General features: G+C 66.6%; 11 protein-coding genes. 7 read left to right on the top strand and 4 right to left on the bottom strand.

Annotated elements, in window-relative coordinates; all coding sequences use genetic code 11:
* Positions 1 to 32: 32 nt before the first annotated feature.
* Together AB0K35_RS25725 and AB0K35_RS25720 are read right to left on the bottom strand one after the other, a co-directional pair.
* On the bottom strand, positions 33 to 845 hold the full coding sequence (locus tag AB0K35_RS25725; protein WP_363888222.1) for a hypothetical protein: 813 nt from the start codon (positions 843 to 845) through the stop codon (positions 33 to 35).
* Positions 748 to 6945, bottom strand: coding sequence for an AAA family ATPase (locus AB0K35_RS25720; RefSeq protein ID WP_363888220.1), 6198 nt, complete (start codon positions 6943 to 6945; stop codon positions 748 to 750). The genes AB0K35_RS25725 and AB0K35_RS25720 overlap by 98 nt, the downstream gene beginning before the upstream one ends.
* Positions 6946 to 7696: 751 nt before the next feature.
* Here AB0K35_RS25720 and AB0K35_RS25715 point away from each other — a divergent pair.
* The 7 genes from AB0K35_RS25715 (at position 7697) to AB0K35_RS25685 (ending at position 16613) form a co-directional block, all read left to right on the top strand.
* Positions 7697 to 9025: a hypothetical protein gene (locus AB0K35_RS25715; protein WP_363888217.1), complete on the top strand. Its 1329-nt coding sequence runs from the start codon at positions 7697 to 7699 to the stop codon at positions 9023 to 9025.
* A complete protein-coding gene (locus AB0K35_RS25710) occupies positions 9025 to 9600 on the top strand; it encodes a hypothetical protein (protein ID WP_363888215.1) in 576 nt (191 codons plus the stop codon). The genes AB0K35_RS25715 and AB0K35_RS25710 overlap by 1 nt, the downstream gene beginning before the upstream one ends.
* Positions 9597 to 11525: a hypothetical protein gene (locus tag AB0K35_RS25705; RefSeq protein WP_363888212.1), complete on the top strand. Its 1929-nt coding sequence runs from the start codon at positions 9597 to 9599 to the stop codon at positions 11523 to 11525. The genes AB0K35_RS25710 and AB0K35_RS25705 overlap by 4 nt, the downstream gene beginning before the upstream one ends.
* A gap of 264 nt (positions 11526 to 11789) precedes the next feature.
* A complete protein-coding gene (locus AB0K35_RS25700) occupies positions 11790 to 12521 on the top strand; it encodes a TnsA-like heteromeric transposase endonuclease subunit (RefSeq protein ID WP_363888210.1) in 732 nt (243 codons plus the stop codon).
* 80 nt (positions 12522 to 12601) lie between these two features.
* Positions 12602 to 14614, top strand: a complete 2013-nt coding sequence (locus tag AB0K35_RS25695; protein WP_363888208.1) for a Mu transposase C-terminal domain-containing protein — start codon at positions 12602 to 12604, stop codon at positions 14612 to 14614.
* Positions 14615 to 14658: 44 nt separating this feature from the next.
* Positions 14659 to 15624 carry a TniB family NTP-binding protein gene (locus AB0K35_RS25690; protein WP_363888206.1) on the top strand — a complete coding sequence of 322 codons (966 nt, stop codon included), beginning with the start codon at positions 14659 to 14661 and terminating at the stop codon, positions 15622 to 15624.
* Positions 15621 to 16613 (top strand): TniQ family protein, encoded by a 993-nt coding sequence (locus AB0K35_RS25685; RefSeq protein WP_363888204.1) that lies wholly within the window; start codon positions 15621 to 15623, stop codon positions 16611 to 16613. The genes AB0K35_RS25690 and AB0K35_RS25685 overlap by 4 nt, the downstream gene beginning before the upstream one ends.
* 918 nt (positions 16614 to 17531) lie before the next feature.
* On the opposite strand, the gene AB0K35_RS25680 is transcribed toward AB0K35_RS25685, so the two are convergent.
* Positions 17532 to 18500 carry a helix-turn-helix transcriptional regulator gene (locus AB0K35_RS25680; RefSeq protein ID WP_363888201.1) on the bottom strand — a complete coding sequence of 323 codons (969 nt, stop codon included), beginning with the start codon at positions 18498 to 18500 and terminating at the stop codon, positions 17532 to 17534.
* A gap of 520 nt (positions 18501 to 19020) precedes the next feature.
* Positions 19021 to 20064 (bottom strand): hypothetical protein, encoded by a 1044-nt coding sequence (locus AB0K35_RS25675; protein WP_363888198.1) that lies wholly within the window; start codon positions 20062 to 20064, stop codon positions 19021 to 19023.
* Between the last annotated feature and the right edge of the window lie 12 nt (positions 20065 to 20076).

Below are 20076 nucleotides of genomic sequence, written 5' to 3'. Positions count from 1 at the left end.
GACCAACGACGCGCTGACCTAACAAAGCACTACTAGTTGTTGTCCTGGCCGTCCAGGTCTGGACTTACAGGTTCATGGGTGACCACCTCGTCGCCGCCACGGGACTTCGGCGTCTGAAGAGCGTTAAGAACGATCTTGCGGTAGACGTCAACAAGTTGGGCGAGGGGATGGACCGTGGCAATATCAGGCTGCCCCGCGTCGTCAGCGACCTCATCGGCGTCGTCGTCCCCGATGCCGACCCCCCGTATCAGGCCGCGTAGCCGAAAGAGGCTGCCCAGCCGCCGGCCTGAATCAGCCGTCCGCGCTAGCAGCATGGCTTCGTCTGCGGTGAGGTGCTCGCCGAACCTCTCCAGCCAGCCCTGCTCGACGTCCTCCGTCACGGAGGTTGCTAGATCGACGAGGGCGGCGAGGATCTGGTAATGAAGGTTCTGGAGTTGAGCGAGAGTCGTGCCGCGATAGAACTGAGGGTCATCAAGATCAGGCAGCTCGTTGAGCAGCTGTGCAACCGCAGCAGCACGAGGCGGGGGCCAGCCAGGCAGCCAAGCCTGGCGGTGCTGCCACAGCTGCAGGATTGCGGTGCGGGCATCGGCGGCGCGGGCATCAGCATCGGGTTCGGAGGTTTTCCGCGCATGTTCGGCTGCATGGAGAAGCGCGGCGGTGTGGTGTGCGAGCCAGCGAGTCAGCGTGTTGTTGGTGTGCGTGCCGCCCAACTCGGCGAGGATCTGTTCGCCGAGCGCCGTTACCGGGTCAGCGAGCCGTGATTGATCCGCTGGGATCGACGAGATAGAGACGGCTGCGGGGAGAGCGCCATCCGCCGGTGCGGTCGTTGCGTCGGTGTCGCCCAATCTGAACCTCCAAAATGAGCATCATGCCGGTGTCACACAGGTATCGCGTCAGCGCTTCGCGATCGACGTACACGCGGTATCCCTCGGAGGTGACGGCACCCGTGTCATCGCCCTGGTCGGCCCACTGTTCCGTGCGAGTGAGTATGGTGCCGCCCGAGCTCCGGAGAGTAAGTCCTGTGCCGTCCGTGAAGGCGTGGACGACGCTGCAGAACTGGCGTCCCGGGAGCGGACGCGCAAGATGGATACCTTGAGCGTAGGGGTCATGCTCCTCTAGGGTTTCGGACGAGTCGGCTGGTTCGGTTAACCAACCTCGCAGCACGAATTGGTCATGATCTACCTCGAACTCATGCTCGTCTTCGGCGGGGAGCTTCCAATCCCGCGGGTTTTCGGCTGCGGCGAGTGCGCGCTGCAGGTCTACTGCGTGGGCGGGTGCCACCAGCGCACTCCGGATGTATGTTTCACCATAGGCGCCTGACCTGTGCAGGCTGATCCGCCCGGCGATGGGCACGGAGCCGGGCAGGCATCCGCCGGCGAGGCCGAGTATGTGGTCGAATTCCGGATCGGCCGGCTTCTCCCACTCTTCAATCGGTGGTACGTGACCGAACAGGTCCGGTTCGGTGGGAATGCCGTTTCGGAAGTCGGCCAGCCAGTGACTCGAGGAAGCCGGTAGGTACTGGTGGAGCCAGTTGTCCCATGGGTCGCGGAGGTCGTCCCATGAGTCGACGAGCATCGGTTGCTCTGTATCTATGAGCTCGCCGGCGGCTGCGAGCATGGCGTGGTACTCCAGGTAGAGGCGCAGATTTTCTTCGGGTGGGATCGATCCATGCCCATTGTTTGTCCGCTGGTACGAACGTTGATCACGTAGCTCGCGCACGTCGTTCCACCAGTCGTCGTTGGCGAGGCCCCATTCGTCGACGATCCATCGTTCGGCGCGCTCGGCGATCTTGTCAACTGGTAGGTCGAAAACGCGAGCGAGGGGTGCGTACCAGTAGGGGATGGTGTCCATGGTGTCGAAGTCGTAGCGCCGGTTCTCCGCAAGCTGACGGCTGTCATTGCTGCGTTCGGCCTTGCGGCGGGCGAGGCAGGAGGTGGGCTGGTTGGCGCGGCCGAGAATGTCGGCGCCCGGACCGTTTGGTCCGGCGACGGAAAAAGCGGCCTGACGGGCTAGCTCGCGGATTTGGGCGTGGGGTAGCTCTTGGCTGGTCGCGTGACGGATCAAGGCCTGCAGGTGCGGAGCGAGGACGATGGGCGCTTCGGCGGCCACGCGCACCAGGGCGGTAAGCAGCATGCTGATGGCCGAGAATCGGTAGAAGTGCAGTGTGCGGCTTCGATAGGGTCCGGCGTCCGTGCGGTCGAGGCAGTTGACGAGGGCTGTGGCGATGGTGGCACTTGCACTCGGGTCAGCGCGGGTGAGCAGATCACGTGCGGCATGCGCAGCGCGCCATCGGATGTCACGCCGCGGGTGTCCGAATGCGCTCCACAGCAAGAGCGGCAGCGAGTTGGCCAACTCGTTGCTGTCCGCGTCTGCCTCCCTTTCTCCCGCTCTCGACTCGGGCAGCCGGTCAGCTAGCAGTTTTCTGACGGCCGTGGCGGCGTCCGCTGGACCGCAGAGCTGGCCGAGGAGAGCCGCTATCTTCTGCCAGCCGTAGGCAGTCAACTGAGGCCGGGCGTCAGGAAGCGCAACGAGGACTGCATGGCGGACGTCGGCGTCGCTGCCGAACGCCCGAAGCTGGTCGAGTAGCGCTGGAGTGCCGTGTCCCAGGGCTAGGTCGGGTAGGTGCCGGGTGAGCAATGTCGGCAGCATCGCCCTGGCCCAGTCAGTGATGCCCGACGAGTAGCGCCACCGCTTCAGGCAGCTGGCGAGGACTCCGAGGATGGTGTTGGCACCAGCGGGGTCTACCAGTTGAGTAATCGCAGTGAGAGCGTCGCTTCGTTGCGCGGACGGAGTGGCATGGGCGACCGCGGTGATGAAGTTGCCCAGCCGTGAGCCATAAACCGATGCCTCTGTCAGGGCAGCAACATCGCTGGCGAGCGTCGTCCAACTGTGATTCGCCACGTCTGACAAGAGTGTCTCAGCCTCGTCGGACAGGTCGCGCCCCCACGACGCCTCAGCCGGCTCTGCGTCCTCGCGACCGAGCCTGATGACCGGAATGAGGTCGGCCTCGATGTTCCCGTGAAGACCACGTTCAACGGCCCAGTTGAGGAGCTGTCGAGCGAGTGCGGGTTGATCACGGGCAGGCGTAGCCTGGCGCAACCAATCCGTGGCGCGGCGCAATGCGACCCGGGCTTTGGCGGTACCAGCCGCGCCCACTCGGAGGCGATCAACGACGGCGAGCAAAAACTGCAGGCGGAGTTGGTCGTCTTCAATCATGTGATCTAGCGCCAATGCATGCCCAGGCGAGACACCACCGCCATCGACGCTTCCCGTGAGCGCGGCTGGCAATGTCGACGCCAGCCGAATCCGATCCTCGTCGTCCCACCGGCTTACGGCCGCTAGACCGATGCCGGCGTGGAGGCGACCTGCGGCTCTCGCGACATCCTCATGCGGGATGACATCACTGTCAGTCACGTAGGGCGCGACTTCCTCTGCCGCCGCAACGAGGCGGGCGGCAACGACGGGACGCTCAGCATCGCTGAAGATGGCGCGGTCGGCCAGATTGGAGTACACGCTAAGCATCCGGGCGGCCTCGTCGTTGATCCCGGTTGAGGCATCGACCGCCTGGTCGAAAAGGCGCCGTCCAAGTTCGGGCTCCACAACGCCCGCTATTTCTGCAGCGCGGGCAAGCAGCTCGAGGCGGTCGCGCGCCGGAAACTCGTGGGACGCGATGTAGGCGGAAACTCGCTGACAGAGCTCCGCGGCCCGCTCGGTGTGGACGCTCCGAGCCACGAGACCGGCCGCCAACTCGAGCCAATGATGGGGAGCGTCGCCCCGGAGCAGCATTGGCGCCACGTTCGCCAGCCGGTCGATCACATCCAGCGAAGCTGCCGAATCAACTGCAGCATCAGCGACGAGGGCAGACCAAGCTCTATACGACCTGTCGAAGGCGAACCAGCGATGCCCTGCCCTTTCAGTCCGTTCCGCGAGGCCCGCGGCAACGAACGAGGCGACGTCAGTCGCGCTCACCTCACCGATTGCTGCGCGGGCAGCAAGCACCGCCGCGGGCACCAGCGGTCCGACTGTCTCCGACCACTCTCGCCGTTCGTGAGCATGCGGATCGTCCCCGCTGATCGGCTTGTGGTCGGTGCCCTCCGCCGATTCCTCCCTCTCGGGTCTTAGTCGTTCCGGCAGAAGATCACCAACGCTTAGACCGGTTGACTCGAGAGCGGCCGCAATGGCCTGAACGCGGAGGGCGGCGACGCCGTTAACGTCACCGCTGCGGAACCCCCACCGGCGCGACGGAAGCGGTCGAGTCCAGTGCCGGGCAAGCGCCACTGCCGATTCGCGGCTGCCGTAACGCGTAGCAACCTGGACCAGGCGGCCGTGCCATGGCTGTTCATCCGTCCGGTCTACGGCAATGACCGCGTTTACAACCTGATCAACCCATACTTGGTCAGGTGCGGCTTCGTGCCATGCTACGTAGGCCAGGAAGGGCGCCTGCGCGGCTAACGGCACCTTGTACTGGTGGAGCGCATCTTTGACCTGCTGCGGGTCCTCCTCTGCGGCAACGCGGGCGGCGAACGCCGCGGCAGCCTCTAGCGCGAATTCCGCGGGTCGCCACCTTCGAAGATGGGCGATGGCGGTTGCGGGTCCGTCCAGGCGGTAGAGAGCCTCCGCTGCGCATGCAACCTCGTCCGGATCGATGTGCCAGTCACGGGTCTCCTCAGGAGGGCTTGCCTTCCACCGGCGGAGCCAGGCGTCCGCGCGTTCCAGTTCTGCCCGCGCGGCGGCGTGCCGCTCCGGGCGGCGCGATAGAGCCGCAGCCAGTCGCATGTGTACCGGTGCCAGCCAGGTAGTGCGCGTGGCTTGACGCAGTACGTAGGTGCGCAGCAGGTCGACGTCCGCGTAGAGCGCTACCAGGTCCAGGCGGGCATCGACGAGCCACGAGAGGTTTTCGAGTTGGGACGCTGCGTCGCACCCTTGTGCCGCAAGGCGTACAGCGTCGGCGGCGTTGTCGGTCATCTGGGCGGCGGCGCGTGCGGCGAGATCGAGCCGTCTGCCCTGAGCTTCTGCACGCCTCAGGCCGTCGGGGATAGCTTCGGGCCATTTCTCATCAAGGGCAAGTCGCAGCACGTCGGCGAGCCGGCCGGCGGCGTACAGGTGGTCGGCGACGTGCGCCGCCGCGTCGGCATCAGCGGCCCGAGTAGTGAGGAACATGTCCGCGAGCTGGTCGTGTGCCGCGATCACACTCGCCGGGTCGACCTGGCCCCGCACGTATGTCTCGAAGTCCTCGTCACGGAACTGAATTGCGCCGTCCGTGACCGTGACGCCGGGTGTCAAACCGTGCGCGAACGCCACGACAGCGGCTGGATCCACTCCTAGGGCGGCGGCTAGGGTTGCTGTGCTCACTGGCCGGGCGAGCGCCAGCATCAACGACAGCCACTTTTGTCCACCCGCGTCCACGCCGCTCACCCGAAGGGCCGAGTCGACCAACTCCTTGAAAAGTTCGTCTGGCGTGCGAGCACACGCTTTGAGCAGTGCTGGCATATCTAGGTTCTCGGCAGCAGCTCGGTTCAACGCGTAGTACTGGGTTCTGGGGTTTCCCTCAGTGCGCTCATGGAATTCCGCGGCGTCGGCTTCCGTCGCGTCCGCTCGGTATCGACGAAGGTGGGCAGCGGACGTGTCCGCGTCAAACGGTGCCAGCTCTACCTGAGCCGCCCCCGACGCTCCGAGAGACTCAACGCGATGGCTTCGGGCAGTAAGCACGATAGTTACGTGCGACGGCAACGGTAGCGCCAGAAGAGCTGGTAGGAACCCTCGGTCCCCTCTGCTCTGGGCCGCAAACGCTGCATTATCAGCAGCATCCACGGCAAGGACAAGCACGGCACCTGGGTCGAGGGCATCGGCGGCAGCTTCAAGAGTGCGACGCAGCCGGCGCCACAGGTCCTCCTCGAAGGTCTGCGCATGAACGAGCAACGGGGTCCCGCATTGCTGCGCCAAGTCGTTGACAACTTGCGTCACAAACCGCTGCGCGGTGTGCCGCTCCTCGCCGGAACTCAGGTACTCGCCGCCGCCGTAACAATCGAATATCACGACAACCGAACCATGCGGCAAGTGGTCAGCGAGCTGTCGGAGCGCTGTCGTCTTCCCAACGCCGGCAGGGCCTGCCGCCACCACGAGGCTTCCAGGATGCGTTCGCACCGCGTCGACGACTACTTCGGCACCCGGTGCTGGGAGCGGATCGACCAGGGGCGCCAAACGGGCAGGCGCCGGATACAGGTCAAGAGGATCGGCTACGCCAAGCTCTGCGAGCACGTCTTCGGCGCGGATGCCGGACCGCTGGGAGTCCGGCAGGGCCTCCCTACGCACAAGGTCGAAGAGTCGACGCGCTGAATCCGGTCCGCGCCCGGGCACAAGCTCTGCCGCGCCGGCAAGGACACCTCGCGCCAGCGCGGTCCGGCTGAGCGTGCCTGTTTGTGAGAGGTCGAGCACTGCCAAGAAGTCGCAGAACTGTTTGCTGCCCAGTCGGGTGCCGACGGCCTCGGCGAGCTTTTGGACCGCGTCTGAGTGCGGCGCGTCGAGGGCTTGGAGGAGCTTTGCCTTACCCGCGCCAGGCGGTCGCGACGTCCTTGTCCAGTCCGCTGCCGCCGCGACGGCAGCTAGGAGTAGCGGATCTCCAGGCTGGTTGCTGACCAGGCTAATCCGCACCTTGTCCCGAAGCTCCTCGGCCAACTTTTCGGTGAGGAGTTTGGCGTAGATGCCGGCTAGGTCCGCGATCACTGACCTCGGCGACTGGGCGTTACCGCCGACTGTACGTTTGGTCTTCTTCTCGCAGATACGGCTGACCGTCCACGCCTTATCTGCGTGTCGAGTGCTGTACTTCAACTGGGACATTACGACCCGGGATGCAGTGTCCAGGTTGTCTCCACCGATGTACTCGGCGACGTCAACTGCCTCGTAGTCGTCGTTTGGATCATCTACACGGCCTAGGCCCTCGATCACGATCAGCGTGCTGCTAGTGCCCGGCTCGATTAGTTTGAGCGCGCGCGTTGCGGCCCACCAAAAGTGAAAGTCGTCCCCGGCGTTGGACTCCGGTGCTCCCAACGCTGCCCCCCGAGTTTGTCGTCCCGACCGATTGCCGCCTCGTGTCGTCATGCTCAGGGTAGTGGTCGGACTGCATACAACAAGTCTGGTCCTGCCACGGCGCTACAGCGGCGGACCTGGTGCTGGTCCAAGCCGACCTGACCTTTGGCGGCTTGGACGGCTTCCTCGACGGTCCTGCGGATCCCGGCCACCCGGACGAGCTGGGCGAGGGTGGCCGGCTGCGAAGTCCAGCAGCGGTTGCTGTCCGCGTGCCCGCGTCGGCTCAAAACCATCACCTATCCGATCGAAGGCAACGCGGCCTGATGTCCGACGCCCGCTCTGGCCGATAAGACAGCACATTTGTAGCAGCCGGTCAGCACCGGATGGGACTACTCTCGCTGCTGCGCAGGGTGAGGCGGCCGCCTCAACGGCGGGAGACATTTCGTTCGTCGATGCGGGTCTGGCCGGGGTAGAGGAAGCTTGTGGTGGCAGGGCCTCTACTCGCTTGGGGCCTGTCGCCTAAGTGACAGTTCGCCCGGTAAGGGCACGTGCGTGAGGCACACTCCCCCCGAGCAGTCACGCGAACCGTGAGTGCTTCGACAACTACCGATTGCGGCGCAGGTGGCAATTGCGGGCTAGTGATGTCGGCGCTTCGGCAGCCGATCTCGTTGTGGCGGCGAAGCCGCCTGATGATGCTGGAGCCCGGACGGCAGACCAGTACGAGTGGCAGGCGGTGATGGCTGCCGCTGATGGTCTGAGCCTGTACCTGACGGCTCTCGACGGGCACGGCAACCTCGACGATGGCGACGACGGCCGGCTGCTCTGCGAGTATCACGAGGACTGGGTTGCCCTGCGTAACGGGAATGCGGAACTGGTGTCCGCGAAACATCCAGGGTTGGCCTTCGGCGCCTACAGCACCCTCAATTCGTTGGCCGGTGACGGCGGTGTCGCGCACTTGTTCGACCGCTGGTTGGCGATGCAGGAGAAGCCCGCGTGCCGGCTGGTCACCACTGCGGGCATGTCCGGAGAGCCTCAGCAGCTCATCAAGTTCGCCGAGTTCGCCCGTGATCGGCGTGTCGCTGGCGGGACGTTTATCGCCGGCGGCCCTGAGATCACGCTGCTCACCAGCTTCGGCAAGAGCTTGCTCAAGCACTGTGACGGCCTCGCCACCCGGTGGAAACCACCCGACGGCGGTGAGCTGGAGGTGCTACCGCAGCATCGCGAGCAGATCGCCCGCTTCCTGTCGGTGTTCACGGTGCAGGACAGCGTGACCCGAAAGTATGCCCCGCACGCGGCGCCGTCGATGTACGCGCAGCCGGTGCTGGACAGGCTCGGTAGCGCCGCTCCCGCCGGTGCGGTGTGGGAGGCCGTTCTCGCCCTGTTCCGCGTCCGCATGCGCGCGGCGGGGCCCACGCCGACCGGTGGCCTGCCGACGGTCCTGGCCTTCCCGATGGGCGGCGCGGCGTCCACGTCCGGTGACCGTGAGACCGAGCTGACCAGCCGCATCGTGACGCTAACGGACATCGATCTGGCTATCCGGACGGCGATAGCGCACCCAACGGGCTTTGCGCCGCTGCCGCGGTTGGTGCGCACCAGCCGGTTGGCCATCAAGATGGAGGTCGGGGGCTGCTCCGACAACACCGTGGAACGCGCGGAGCAGCTCCGGTCAGACTGGACCGAGCATTGGCGTGACTCACTGGCATTCGATCCGGCAGCGCGTGCCCGTCAACAGCGGCTGAACCGGGCGCTGCTGCGGATCAACGACGCGGCGGCCGAGCAGGTGAAACGGCCAGGCGCCGCCTGGGGCCCGCAGTTGTGGAGGGAACTTGAGGCCGCGCTGGACCGGCAGCAGCGCACCGTGCCGGACGAAATGGACGTCGACCTGGCGCTCGGTGGGCTGTGTGAGCTGTCCAATCGGTGTCAGGTGTGGTTCAGCGAGGGCTTTGACGTCGCAAGCGAGCAGGCGCGCCGGCGTCCGGTGGGAGGAGGGGGCAGCTGATGAGCATGCACGCTGCGGATGCCGCCGACCTGGCGTTGCTGCGCGAGGACCTCGCCTACCACCAGACCCGCGTGTTGCTGCTCGTGACCGCCGTGGCGGCCGAGACGGGCCACCAACGAAGGCTGGACGGCCTGACGAAGCTGGCGAAGCTCGACTTCTTGTTGCGGTACCCGGCCTTGGCCAGCAACGTGCTGGACTCCCTGGAGCCGGCAGATCCCCGGCTGCATCTGGCGGAGGAAGACAGGTATGACCCCACCGCCGTGGAAGCACCCATGACCCGGTACAAGTACGGCCCGTGGGATGACCGCTACTACATGATCATCGGCGCGCTCGTCGGTCGTGGGCTCCTGCGTTATGCCCCCGGCAGGAAAGGCAGCGTCGCGCTAGCGCCAACCTCCAAGGGCAAGAGGCACGCCGCCACGATCGCCGCCACCGCGCCGTGGTCGGAGATCGCCGAACGCGGCCAGGTGATCGCGCAGGCGTCGACAGGACTGACAGGCAACGCGTTGAAGGACCTGATCTACCAGAGGCTGGCTGACTTGATGGACCGACCACACCGACAGGTGATCCGTTGACCACGACGTTCCGGCTCAACGCCGTCACCCTGGACACCGTCGAGGGCCCCGTCAGGTATGCCTTCCCCGCAGACTTGACCATCCTCGCCGGGCCGACCGGCGTCGGGAAAACCACCCTGCTGGAGGCCGTGAAGTTCGGATTCGGGTGTGACGGGATGCTCGCGCCCGTGATCACCGACAGCGTGCACGACATCAGCGTCGACGTGACCGTCGGCACCGAACGCTACCTGCTCGTGCGCAGCGTCGATGCGGTCAAACGCCGGGCCGTGCGGGTCACCGATGTCAAGACCCGCGAGCGGCTGCCCGATCACGGCGCAGACGCCCGTGAGTCGCCCAGCGTCTCCGGTCTGTTGATGCGGGCATTGGGCTTTGCCGAGAACATGCGCGCGGCCGCCAGAACCGCCGGTAGCACCAACGCCGGCGCCCGCATCACCTTCGCCGACGTGTTCTCCTACCTGTATGTCCCCCAAGCCGACATGAACCGCGACATCGCCCGCAGCCAGGACCAGTACCTCGCCCCGAAACGCAAAGCCGTTTTCGAGTTGCTGTTCGGTCTCACCGACGAAGCCGTGCTGGCGCTGCGTTCCGACCTCACGACGCTCAACCGGCAGGTCGACGACGCGCGCCGCGAAACCGCGACGATCCGCGAGTTCCTGTCCACGACGAACACCACCAGCAAGCAGGAAGCGCTCAACGCACAAGGCGACGCCCGCAACGCGCAAATCGCCGCCGAAGCGTCATTGCGGGTGCTGCGCAACGAGATCAGCCCGGTCGCCGACCGCGAAACGCAGGTGATACGTGATCTGCTCTACGACGCAGAACGCCGGCTCGCTGAGGCCAAGGCAGCCGTCCAGGCGTTGATCAGGCAGCGAACCGACCTGACCGCCGAACGACGCCGTGTCGAAGGCGACCTCGCCCGGTTGCACCGCATGCGCGACGCCGGCGACCGCATCGCCTCCATCGAATTCGTTACCTGCCCCCGGTGCCTGCAGTCGGTGACCGACAGAGCAGTCCCCGAGGGCGCCTGCCGGTTGTGCTTACAGCCCGACCCGGTCACCCCGGACTCCGACACAGACCAGTACGAGCAGCGACAGCTCACCGGCCAACTGCACGAGATGAGCGACCAACTGGCCCTCCTCGCCGAGCAACTCGCCGCCACCAGCGTCGCTGTCGCCGAGCGTGAGGGCTTGGTCAAAGATCTCACCGCCACGATCGAGCAGCGCACGTCCACGCGCGTCAGTCCTCGCCTGCAGGCATTCACCGACGCCTCCACCAGCTTGGCCTACGCACAGGCGCGCCAGCGGGAACTTGAGGGCGTGCTGCGGCAGTGGGACCGTGTCGATGACCTCACCACCGCCGAGCAGCAGCGCACCGTCGAGCGGGACAGGGTCCACGCGGAGATCGCTCGTCGGGAAGCAGCCATCGATGAGCGGCGTCACGAAATCATCGACGCGCTCACTGCAGAGTTCAACCGGGCGCTACGCAGCATCGGCGTGCCTAGCATCAAAACTGCGCACATCCACCCCACCAACTACCTGCCCATTCTCAATGGCCAGCCCTACACCAAGGTCAGCCGCGGCGGCGGCATCATAACCGCCGTCCAAATCGCCTACTGGACATCAATCCTGTACGTCGTGGTCAGCCGCGGCGACACCTACTACCCGTCCTTCCTGCTCATCGACAGCCCTCGCATGGCGCTGAACTCCGCCACCGGCATCTCCACCGCGCTCTACAGCCGGCTGCGGGACCTCGCCGCAGCCAGGCCCGGAAAGCTGCAGATGATCGTCGCAGATAACGAACTCCCCGAGGCGGTAGAGCGCGACTTCGCCGAGCTGGATTTCGACTACCCGCATCCCACCGTTTCCACCATCGCCCACCCAGGACCCAACGCCGTGCAGACGCTCGGCGACCACTCGGATCAATAAGCATGTTCGCCAGTACGGTGGCGCGCCGGTGATGACACCAGGCCTGAGCAGCGGTTACGGTGGGTTCCTCGACGCTGGGAGGTGTGGCCGTGCGCATTCGACTGATCAACGACGATGACGTCGCCAGACCCCCAGGCGGCCCGGCCGCCGCGCTTCTCGCGGTCGTAGCAGCCTCGTCACGGACGCGCGCTGGGCGGTTTCAATGTCACGGTTCGCCGCGCGGGTCGCGGTAGGACCGGCATGTCACGCTCACACGCTGCCGCCTTGGGGCAGGGGCGTGTCGCGGCGGGGCAGGTCGACGTCAGCTTTGTCGGCGATGACGGGCAGGACCGCAGGGAGCCGCTGGCCCAGTGCTGGATGCGGCCGTTCGAGGCTGCTCGCCCGATAGACGCAACCCGGTCGAAGCGGGGCGCGAAGGGTTTCGCGGGGTTGTGGTGGTTCGCCACGACCGCGGATCACGTCGGCTATGAATCGTGGCTGCAGCGGGATCATGTCATGGCGTGGGACTTCGACCCGACGGTCATGTCGCTGGTGTCACGGCCGTTGCGCCTGACGTGGCAGCGCGACGACAAGACCGTCACCCATACACCGGACTTCTTCGCGCGGCTACGCGACGGTACGGCAGTGGTGATCGAGGTGCGGTCGCAGCGTCGCCGCAGACGCGGCGAGCAGCCGATGGGGGAATCGATCGCGTACGCGTGCCAGCAGGTCGGCTGGACGGTGTGGCGCGTCGACGTCATGGACCCGGTGCGTACAGCGAACCTGCGCTGGCTGTCGGGCTATCGGCATCCGCGCTGCCTCGACGCGCGGTGGACGGCAGACCTGCGACGGGTATTCGCCGAGGGTGCGGCGCTGATGGACGGCGCGCGTCAGGTCGGGGATCCCATCGCCGTGCTGCCCACGCTGTTTCATCTGCTCTGGCGACAGGTACTGCACACCGACCTGGACACCGCACCCATCGGCGCGGAATCGCTGGTGCACGGCGGCGGCATCTGATGGCAGGGGTGTCGCGACCACGGATGCTGCGCGTTGGTGACGAGGTACGGCTACGAGGCGCGCGGTACACGGTGGCGTCAGTGACGGGCAGCGGAGTGCGGCTAGAAGACGTCGTCGGCGCGCAGACAACCCTGCCGCTGGGCGAGGTGCTCACCGGCCGCGATCTGGAATGGGTGTCCACGCCGCGCGGCGCCGCTCCCCTGCCCCCGACTGGGATGCTCGAGGTCGTGCCCGAGCCAGTGATGGCGCGTGCGCGGTGGTGGGAGCGGCACCTGATCGAACTGCTGACCGGTGTGGCGCCGGATGCGGCACACGATTCGGCGCCACAATCTGGCTACGATCCGCGCCGGCACACGCTGCGCCAGCGTGAGCTAGCCAAGCTGACCGAACTGCGGGCGGCGGGTCACTCGGTCAGCTTCACCACGATCAAACGGCTGCGGGCGGCGTACGAAAGGCAAGGCCTGTGGGGGTTGGTCGACCAGCGCTATGCGCGGGTGTCTGGCCCCACCGGAAGAGTTGACCAGCGGGTTGTCGACGCGACGGTGCAGGCGATCGACGAAGAGACCAACCGCTCTACGGGAACAGTGGAAAGGCTGGCGCGGCGGGTCACGCAGATCCTGGCCGCCGAGCACGGCAACACCGCTCCGGCGCTGCCGTCGACGGCGACGTTCTACCGCTTGGTAGGTCGACTGACGCAGGGCAGACACACGTTCGGCTCGGCCAAGACCCGCCGGTCGCTGGCAAAAACCCCGAAAGGGCCATTCGGGTCGGTGCCGGCGCTGCGCCCCGGCCAGTGGGTGCACATCGATTCCACACCGATTGATGTACGAGTGGTCTTGGACAACGGTGTGATCGACCGGGCGGAGCTGACGTGGCTGGTGGACTTGGCCACCCGCAGCATTCCGGCGGCGGTGTTGCGACCCACAACCAAAGCCGCCGACGCGGCGGTGTTGCTGGCGCGGGCGCTGACACCGGAGCCAATGCGCCCGGGCTGGGTCGACGCGGTACGCATGTCGCGGTCGGTGTTGCCGCACCGTCGCCTCACCGCTTTGGACGACCAGCTGACGCACGCCGCCGCCCGGCCGGTGATAGTTCCGGAAACCATCGTCTGCGACAACGGTAAGGCGTACGTGTCGCAGACGTTCCGCACCGCCTGTCGGGCGATGGGCATCAACCTCCAGCCCACCCACCTCGGCTCGCCGTGGGAAAACGGTGCCGTCGAGCGCAGCTTCAACTCCGTGGGCACCCTGTTTGCCCAGTACGTCGCCGGCTACGTCGGGCGCAGCGTCGAACACCGAGGCAAGAGCGCCGAGAAAAACGCGGTGTGGTCAATCGTTGAGCTGCAGGCACTGCTAGACGAATGGATCGTCACGGTCTGGCAAAACCGGCCGCATGACGGACTGCGTAACCCGCTGGCCCCGGACACAGCCCTGACGCCCAACGAGCAGTATGCCGCTCTGGTCGAGGTCGCCGGTTACGTGCCGGTCGCGTTGAACGCTGACGACTACGTTGAACTCTTGCCAGTTTCCTGGAACAGGATCGGCCGCGCCGGGATCAAGCTCAACCGACGCACCTACGACGACAACGCGATCGACGAATACAACCTGCGCGGCGAACACTCGGGGGTCATCGCGAGAGACGGGCGGTGGGAGGTCCACTTCGACCCGTACGACGTCACCCGCATTTGGGTGCGCAACCACCGAGACGGCGGCTGGATCACCGTCGGCTGGAAGCACCTGCGCACTGCCCCGATGCCGTTCGGCGAGGTGGCCTGGCAGCACGCCCGCAACATCCTGGGGCGCCGCGGCGAAGACACCGCCACCGAGGCGCAGATCGCCGCGGCCGCCGCGCGACTGCTCGACCGGGCCGAACAAGGCCCCGAGCCAAAGGTCACCACGCCACGGGATCGCCGCGTCGCCGGACGCACTCGCTCCACGAACACACCCTCAGGCCCGCGCCCGAATCCGCCCGGGCAACAGGACGCGGCGCACGCCGTTCCCGCCGCTCGTGAAGACGACCCTGAACCGCTGGCGGAGGTGATCCCCCTGCCGCTGTTCGACGCCCGCGAGGAGGCCCGCAGGTGGAGTTTCTAAACGACGTCAGCCAACTGGAAGACCGACCGCAACCCACCACCACCGTGGAAGGCTGGCAGCGGTTCGTCGAAGCCGATCCTGCCGACGTCACCCTGCTACCCAAGGGCGAGTGGTCGGCGCTGACTGCGCAGCAACGTCTGATCTATGACGAGGCGCGGATCGCGTACCACGCCGAGCTGGTGGTGGTCACCACGTCCGCGATCCGCGAGATCACCAACCAGGGCCGGCTGCTGGCCCTGCTCAACCAACGGGAGAACGGTGCTCGCCGCGGGCTGATCGTCTCCGGTGCGGCGGCGACCGGCAAGAGCACCGCCATCAAGCAGCTCGGCCGGCTCCACGAACTGCGCACTCGAGCCCGGCATCCCGACACCGAACGCATCCCCGTGGTCTACGTGACAGCACCTCCGAAAGGCTCGCCGCGGAAGCTGGCAATGGAGTTCGCGCGGTTCCTCGGCCTGCCCAGAGTCACGTCTCGTGCCAACGCCACCGACATCGCCGACGCCGTCTGTCGGATCCTGATCGACGTCCGATGCGAAATCGTCATCGTCGATGAACTTCATAACATCAACATGGCGACCACCGCGGGCGAGGACCACTCCGACCACATGAAGTACCTCACTGAGCACCTGCCCGCGACCTTCATCTACGCCGGCATGGACATCGAACGGTCAGGGATGTTCACCGGCGTACGTGGCCGACAACTCGCCGGACGCTGCGTCCTGGTCAACACTGGCCCGTTTCCCCATCACAACGAGTGGAAACAGCTCGTCGCTAGCATGGAAAGTGCGCTGCGACTGCACCACCATAAGCCCGGCACGCTGACCGCGTCGGCGAAGTACCTGCACCAGCGCACCAGGGGCATGATCGGCAGCCTGTCGCACCTCATCCGCGCCGCGGCGATACGTGCGATCCTCGACGGAACCGAGACCATCTCGCGGGACGCGATGGACGCCGTGCGCATCGACCACGCCGCCGAGTCCTCCGCCCGCCGCGCGGGTTCGCGACAATGATCCCGGCGACCGCCGGCTGGGGGCAGCCGCAGCTGCGGCGGCTGCCCCGACGCATCCCCCCGGTACACGACGAGACGCTCGAGTCGTACATCGGCCGACTCGCGGCGAGAAACTATCTGTCCCGCGCTGACCTCGCGACCCACCTCACACCGCGGCGCCAGGGCAGCCGCCGCGGCGTCATCGCGTCGGAGTCCCTCGCGGCGGTCACCGGATTCGCCGAGCCGCGGCTGGCCTACGCCTTGCCGGAGATCCGCCAGCGCGTCCCGTACTGCTACGCGCCGCCGATGATCGGACAGGTCGTCGGCAGCTACCCCAACCGGCGGCATCCGTTATGCCGACGGTGTGCGGGCACCACCGGCCCCGTGACGATCTGGGCACGATGCGACTACAACGTCTGCGTCCGTCACCAACTGTGGGTCGGCAACGGTGTCTCACAATCAGCCGACCAGGTCGACGTGGCCGACATGCCCGAGACTGTCCAGGCGCAGGTGCGGCTGCAGCGGCTCATCCGCCGCCGCGGTTACCCCCGCGTGCGCTACTACTTCTCCGACGCCTGCGCGATCGAACACTGGGGCTCGCGCGACCCGTTTGCCTTGACCCCACGCAACGAGCGCATGCGGCGCCTGCACGCCCGCGAGCACGCGGAGTTCCTACCCTTGTCCTACGGCTACGCGGCGCAGTACCCCGAGGTCGTCCCGATCTTGTCCGTGATCTCCTCACCGTATTGGCGTCGCATGGCCACGTCGATCGAGATCGCGGAACGCTTCCGCTTCTACGACGAAATCCTCAAGGAGCGTCCAGCGCACCCCTCCAGCTACAGCCACGGTGGACTCGCCTCATGGATCAACCACGAGCGAAACCCGACTGGCCCCGCTGACCCCGACGGCGAGCGAACTCTGCGCCGGCTGTATCTGGGCACCGCCGGAGTGCTGCAATTGCATGACCCCGCAGCCGATGCACCTCACCGTCCCCTGGGAGCGCAAGCATAACTATCAAGACCAGCATCGCTCCCGCACCCGGACCGGACCCTGGACTCTAGAGCTAAGACCAAACTGGCCTCTCCCTACGAGCGGCTCCCTTCGTCATCGAGTGGCTGCTGCTGGTGACGACTTCGCGCATGAGGTAAAGCCCACTGATAAAGTGGTCTCGCAGGACGCCCACGGGCTCCCGCGCCCGCCGAGAGACCCGCTCCCGCGGGTCTCTCGTGCTCTGACGCAATCATGCGCGGACGGGCGTGGACGCAACGCGTAGTCATCAGCACCGAAGGCGGTAGGCCTCGTAGCCGGCGAGGGTGACGTTGCGGCTGCCGGCCGCCGTGCGGGCGTAGGCGGGTGGAGGCAGCCGAACCCCCGGTGGCGTAGTGCGTGATGGGATCGACCGCCACTGCGAAGCGACTCTCACCAACCTTTCAAACTCATCCCGTCAGAAGCCACATCTCCTCACTGTTCTGGTGCCGCGCGGCGATCTCACTCAATCTCGCCGCCCGGGAGCGCTTCTTCGACGAAATGTCTCTCGGGACCGAGCCGCACCCGGTGGGACACGCCCGCGCCCTGCACTCGTGGGCCGACCATCAGCGGCACCCTCCGCTGCCCGACAACCCTGACGGCGAACGGCTCCTGCGACAGCGGTATACCGGCGTAACGGGCTTGATCCCCCGCACGAACTCTCCGCCGAGGCCCGCGCCGCCGACCACGCGTTGCAGTGACCGAACCGGGCGGCCGGGGTCCGCCGGGTGCGAGGCCCGTATCAACGCTCGAATCCAAGGCCCCGACCCGACAGGCGTCTCGAACCCGCCATGGCCGCCAGCGACATGCCATGTTCCCGCTGCGGCGCCGCCGGCTGAGCTGCGCGGCACGCTACCTGACAGCCCAGGTCGCCGGCGGCCTTGCCCGAGGGAGCACAACGTGCTACCAGCCGATGCGCTCGAGCGCCTCCCTCTCCCGTGTCTCCTTCTCCTCGTCGGACAGCCTGGCGTAGTCGAGGGAGGACTGGCACCGCCCCTGCAGGTCGTCACGGTCGAACCAGCGCAGCGGGTGGCGTGGGTCGGAGATGTCGTAAATGCCTTGGCCGTGCATCTCTAGGACGAGGAGGTCGTGGCGCCGATAGTCGTGAGCCTCCTCTGGAGGCAGGAGCGCGCCGAGCATACGATCACGCCAGTCTACGACGAGTTCGTGTCCGTCCTCGTCCTCCCAGTAGCGCGGCGCCAAATGCTCACGGTCGTGCAGACCCGGATACATGTGGAGCACGTCGCCAACGCTGGGTGGATCGGTGTTCATGATGACGATGGAGAGGGCGTACTCGTCGGCGAGGCACACGGCACGGGGAACTCGGCCTTCGCCCAGCAGGCCGCCCACGCGCATGATGCGTTCACCCATCCGAACCAGCCAGTGGTTGTTCACCTGGGTGAGCGCCAGCTCGGGAAGGTCGCGCAGGAGATCCACCTCTCTGATGGAGGCCTCTCCTTTGAGGAATGCGGGAAAGCCGCACCCGAGGGCGTGCTCCACCGCGAACCGCTTGCTGTTCATCGGGGCGAAGTCGGAGAACGCGACGGTGCTGTGCAGCGCCATGGCGTCGGCCGCGGTGATTGGGTCACCAGTGAACGACGCATTGAAAAACCGCACGAGGTCGTCGCTCTCCTGGTCGACCTCGTCCACCTCGTCGGAGCCCATGAGCCGGTGGAACTCGGCCATTCCGAGGCGCAGCGCTCGGGCGAAGCCTCTGACGTTGTCGGCCTTGAACCCGTCGAGCCCGCTGGCGGCTTCGAGACGGCGCCAAGTGGCGACGGAGACCTCGGCGCGTCTTGCGGCTTCCTGTTGGGTGAGCGCGAGCTCGATGCGACGCTGCCGCACCGGGTTGGTGGATCGCTGCGGGAACATGGCAACCTCCTGTGAGCGCCCGCCGAGTACTCATGACAGCTTAGCGCTCAGCGAGCGCTCGACCTAGCGTCGGAGTGTCGGACGCGTTGGGAGCGCCGCGGCGACGGCTTCTTCAGGTCACCCGGATAGATGCCCCGCCTCGGCAGGCTCGGGCGGGCGCAGGGGTCGATACCCGTCGGTGTTAAACCGGGCGAGTTGGTCGTGGATGGCGACAGGTCGGTGCCGTACGAGTGCAGGGTTCTCATGGTGGGTCGGCTGTGTGTGAACAAGCAGCCCGTCGTCGACAGCCCGGCCACCGGGGCGCAGCCCGGCGTTGGTTCGAATCCCGTCCGGTAGAGGCCCTCGATGATGATGATGCTGGCCGGCTCGCTTGCAGCAGTCTCCCGGGGGGTGCTTCCGGTATGGAGGCTGCGCTGCTGGCTCGCATCAATCACGAGTTGGCTCAAGATAATGAGAGGTACGCTTCCGCGCTGATTCTCACTATCGTGAGCCACCGCAGCTCAGGCGCTACGCCGCTGGCTCAGGTCAAGTGAGACGCGACAACGGCCGTGTCGGCCCACCTGGCCCAGGCGTCACGCCAGTGCCGGTCGACGGCCTCGCGCTCGCTGATGGGCACGCCCTGTCGGGGCATGAGGTGTTGCCGTTCGCGCCAGGCGCGTTGAGCCGGTTGGCTGGACACACCTTCACCCAGCCCGGTGCCGTACAGCAGGATCTCGTTGATGGCGCGCTCACGTAGCGTCAGGTGCTTATCGAACCAGGTGCTGTCATCGGCGAGGCTGGTGACGTGGGCGGTCATGTCGCTCACCGCGCGGTCGGCGTCAGCTTCGTCCTGATCGGTGAGTTGCCTCTGTCGGCGTACGGCGGCCCGCCAGAGCGTCGACCAGTACGGGGGCAGGTGCGGCGGCGCTCCCCCGGCGGCCATCCAGGCGTGGTGGTCCCGACGGGCACGCAGGGCGGCGTCGATGAGCGCCCAGTGTGGTTCCCGGGCCAGGTCAGGCGGCAGGGCGACCGGTTCCGTGGGCGATGTCTCCGCCGCAGGTCGGTTGCCCAGTGCGTCGAGCAGTGGCGTGAGGTCGGTGACCGAGCCGAGGTGGACGGTGGCCGGGTGCCAGTCGCGCGCCGTCACGGTGATCTCGACACCGTCGCGTTCGCAGCGGGTCGCCCACCATCGGTGGCCGGCTCGTACCGTGCGGCCGGGGACTGGCTGCTCGTCGACCAGGACGGTGGTGTCGTTCTCGGTCCATTGCAGGTCGGAGAATCGGTCTCCGGCGAGTCGCATGCCGTGTTCCAGGTGCGTGCGTAACGGGCCGGCGTTGACCGGGAGGTCCGCCCAGCGGGCGGTGTCGACGCTCGCCCACGGTCCGGCGGTGGGGTCGCCGTGCACGATCCGGATGACGGTGATCGTGCCGTTGAAGGTTTCGGTGCCGGCGAAGCACTCGGCGGCCGGGCGGTCCGGGCCGGTGAGCGCAATGACCGGTGTCGCGCTGTCCAGCAGTTCCCGGCGGACGCGTTCGGTCTGTTGTGCGAAGCGTTCGTCCGGGCCGGGTGACGGGTCGTGTTTCATCCCGGCCTCCTC

It is taken from the genome of Micromonospora sp. NPDC053740, from assembly GCF_040677775.1.
GTDB lineage: Bacteria > Actinomycetota > Actinomycetes > Mycobacteriales > Micromonosporaceae > Micromonospora > Micromonospora alfalfae.
Note: the sequence above shows the minus strand (reverse complement) of the source record. Positions and strands in the feature narration are given on the sequence as shown.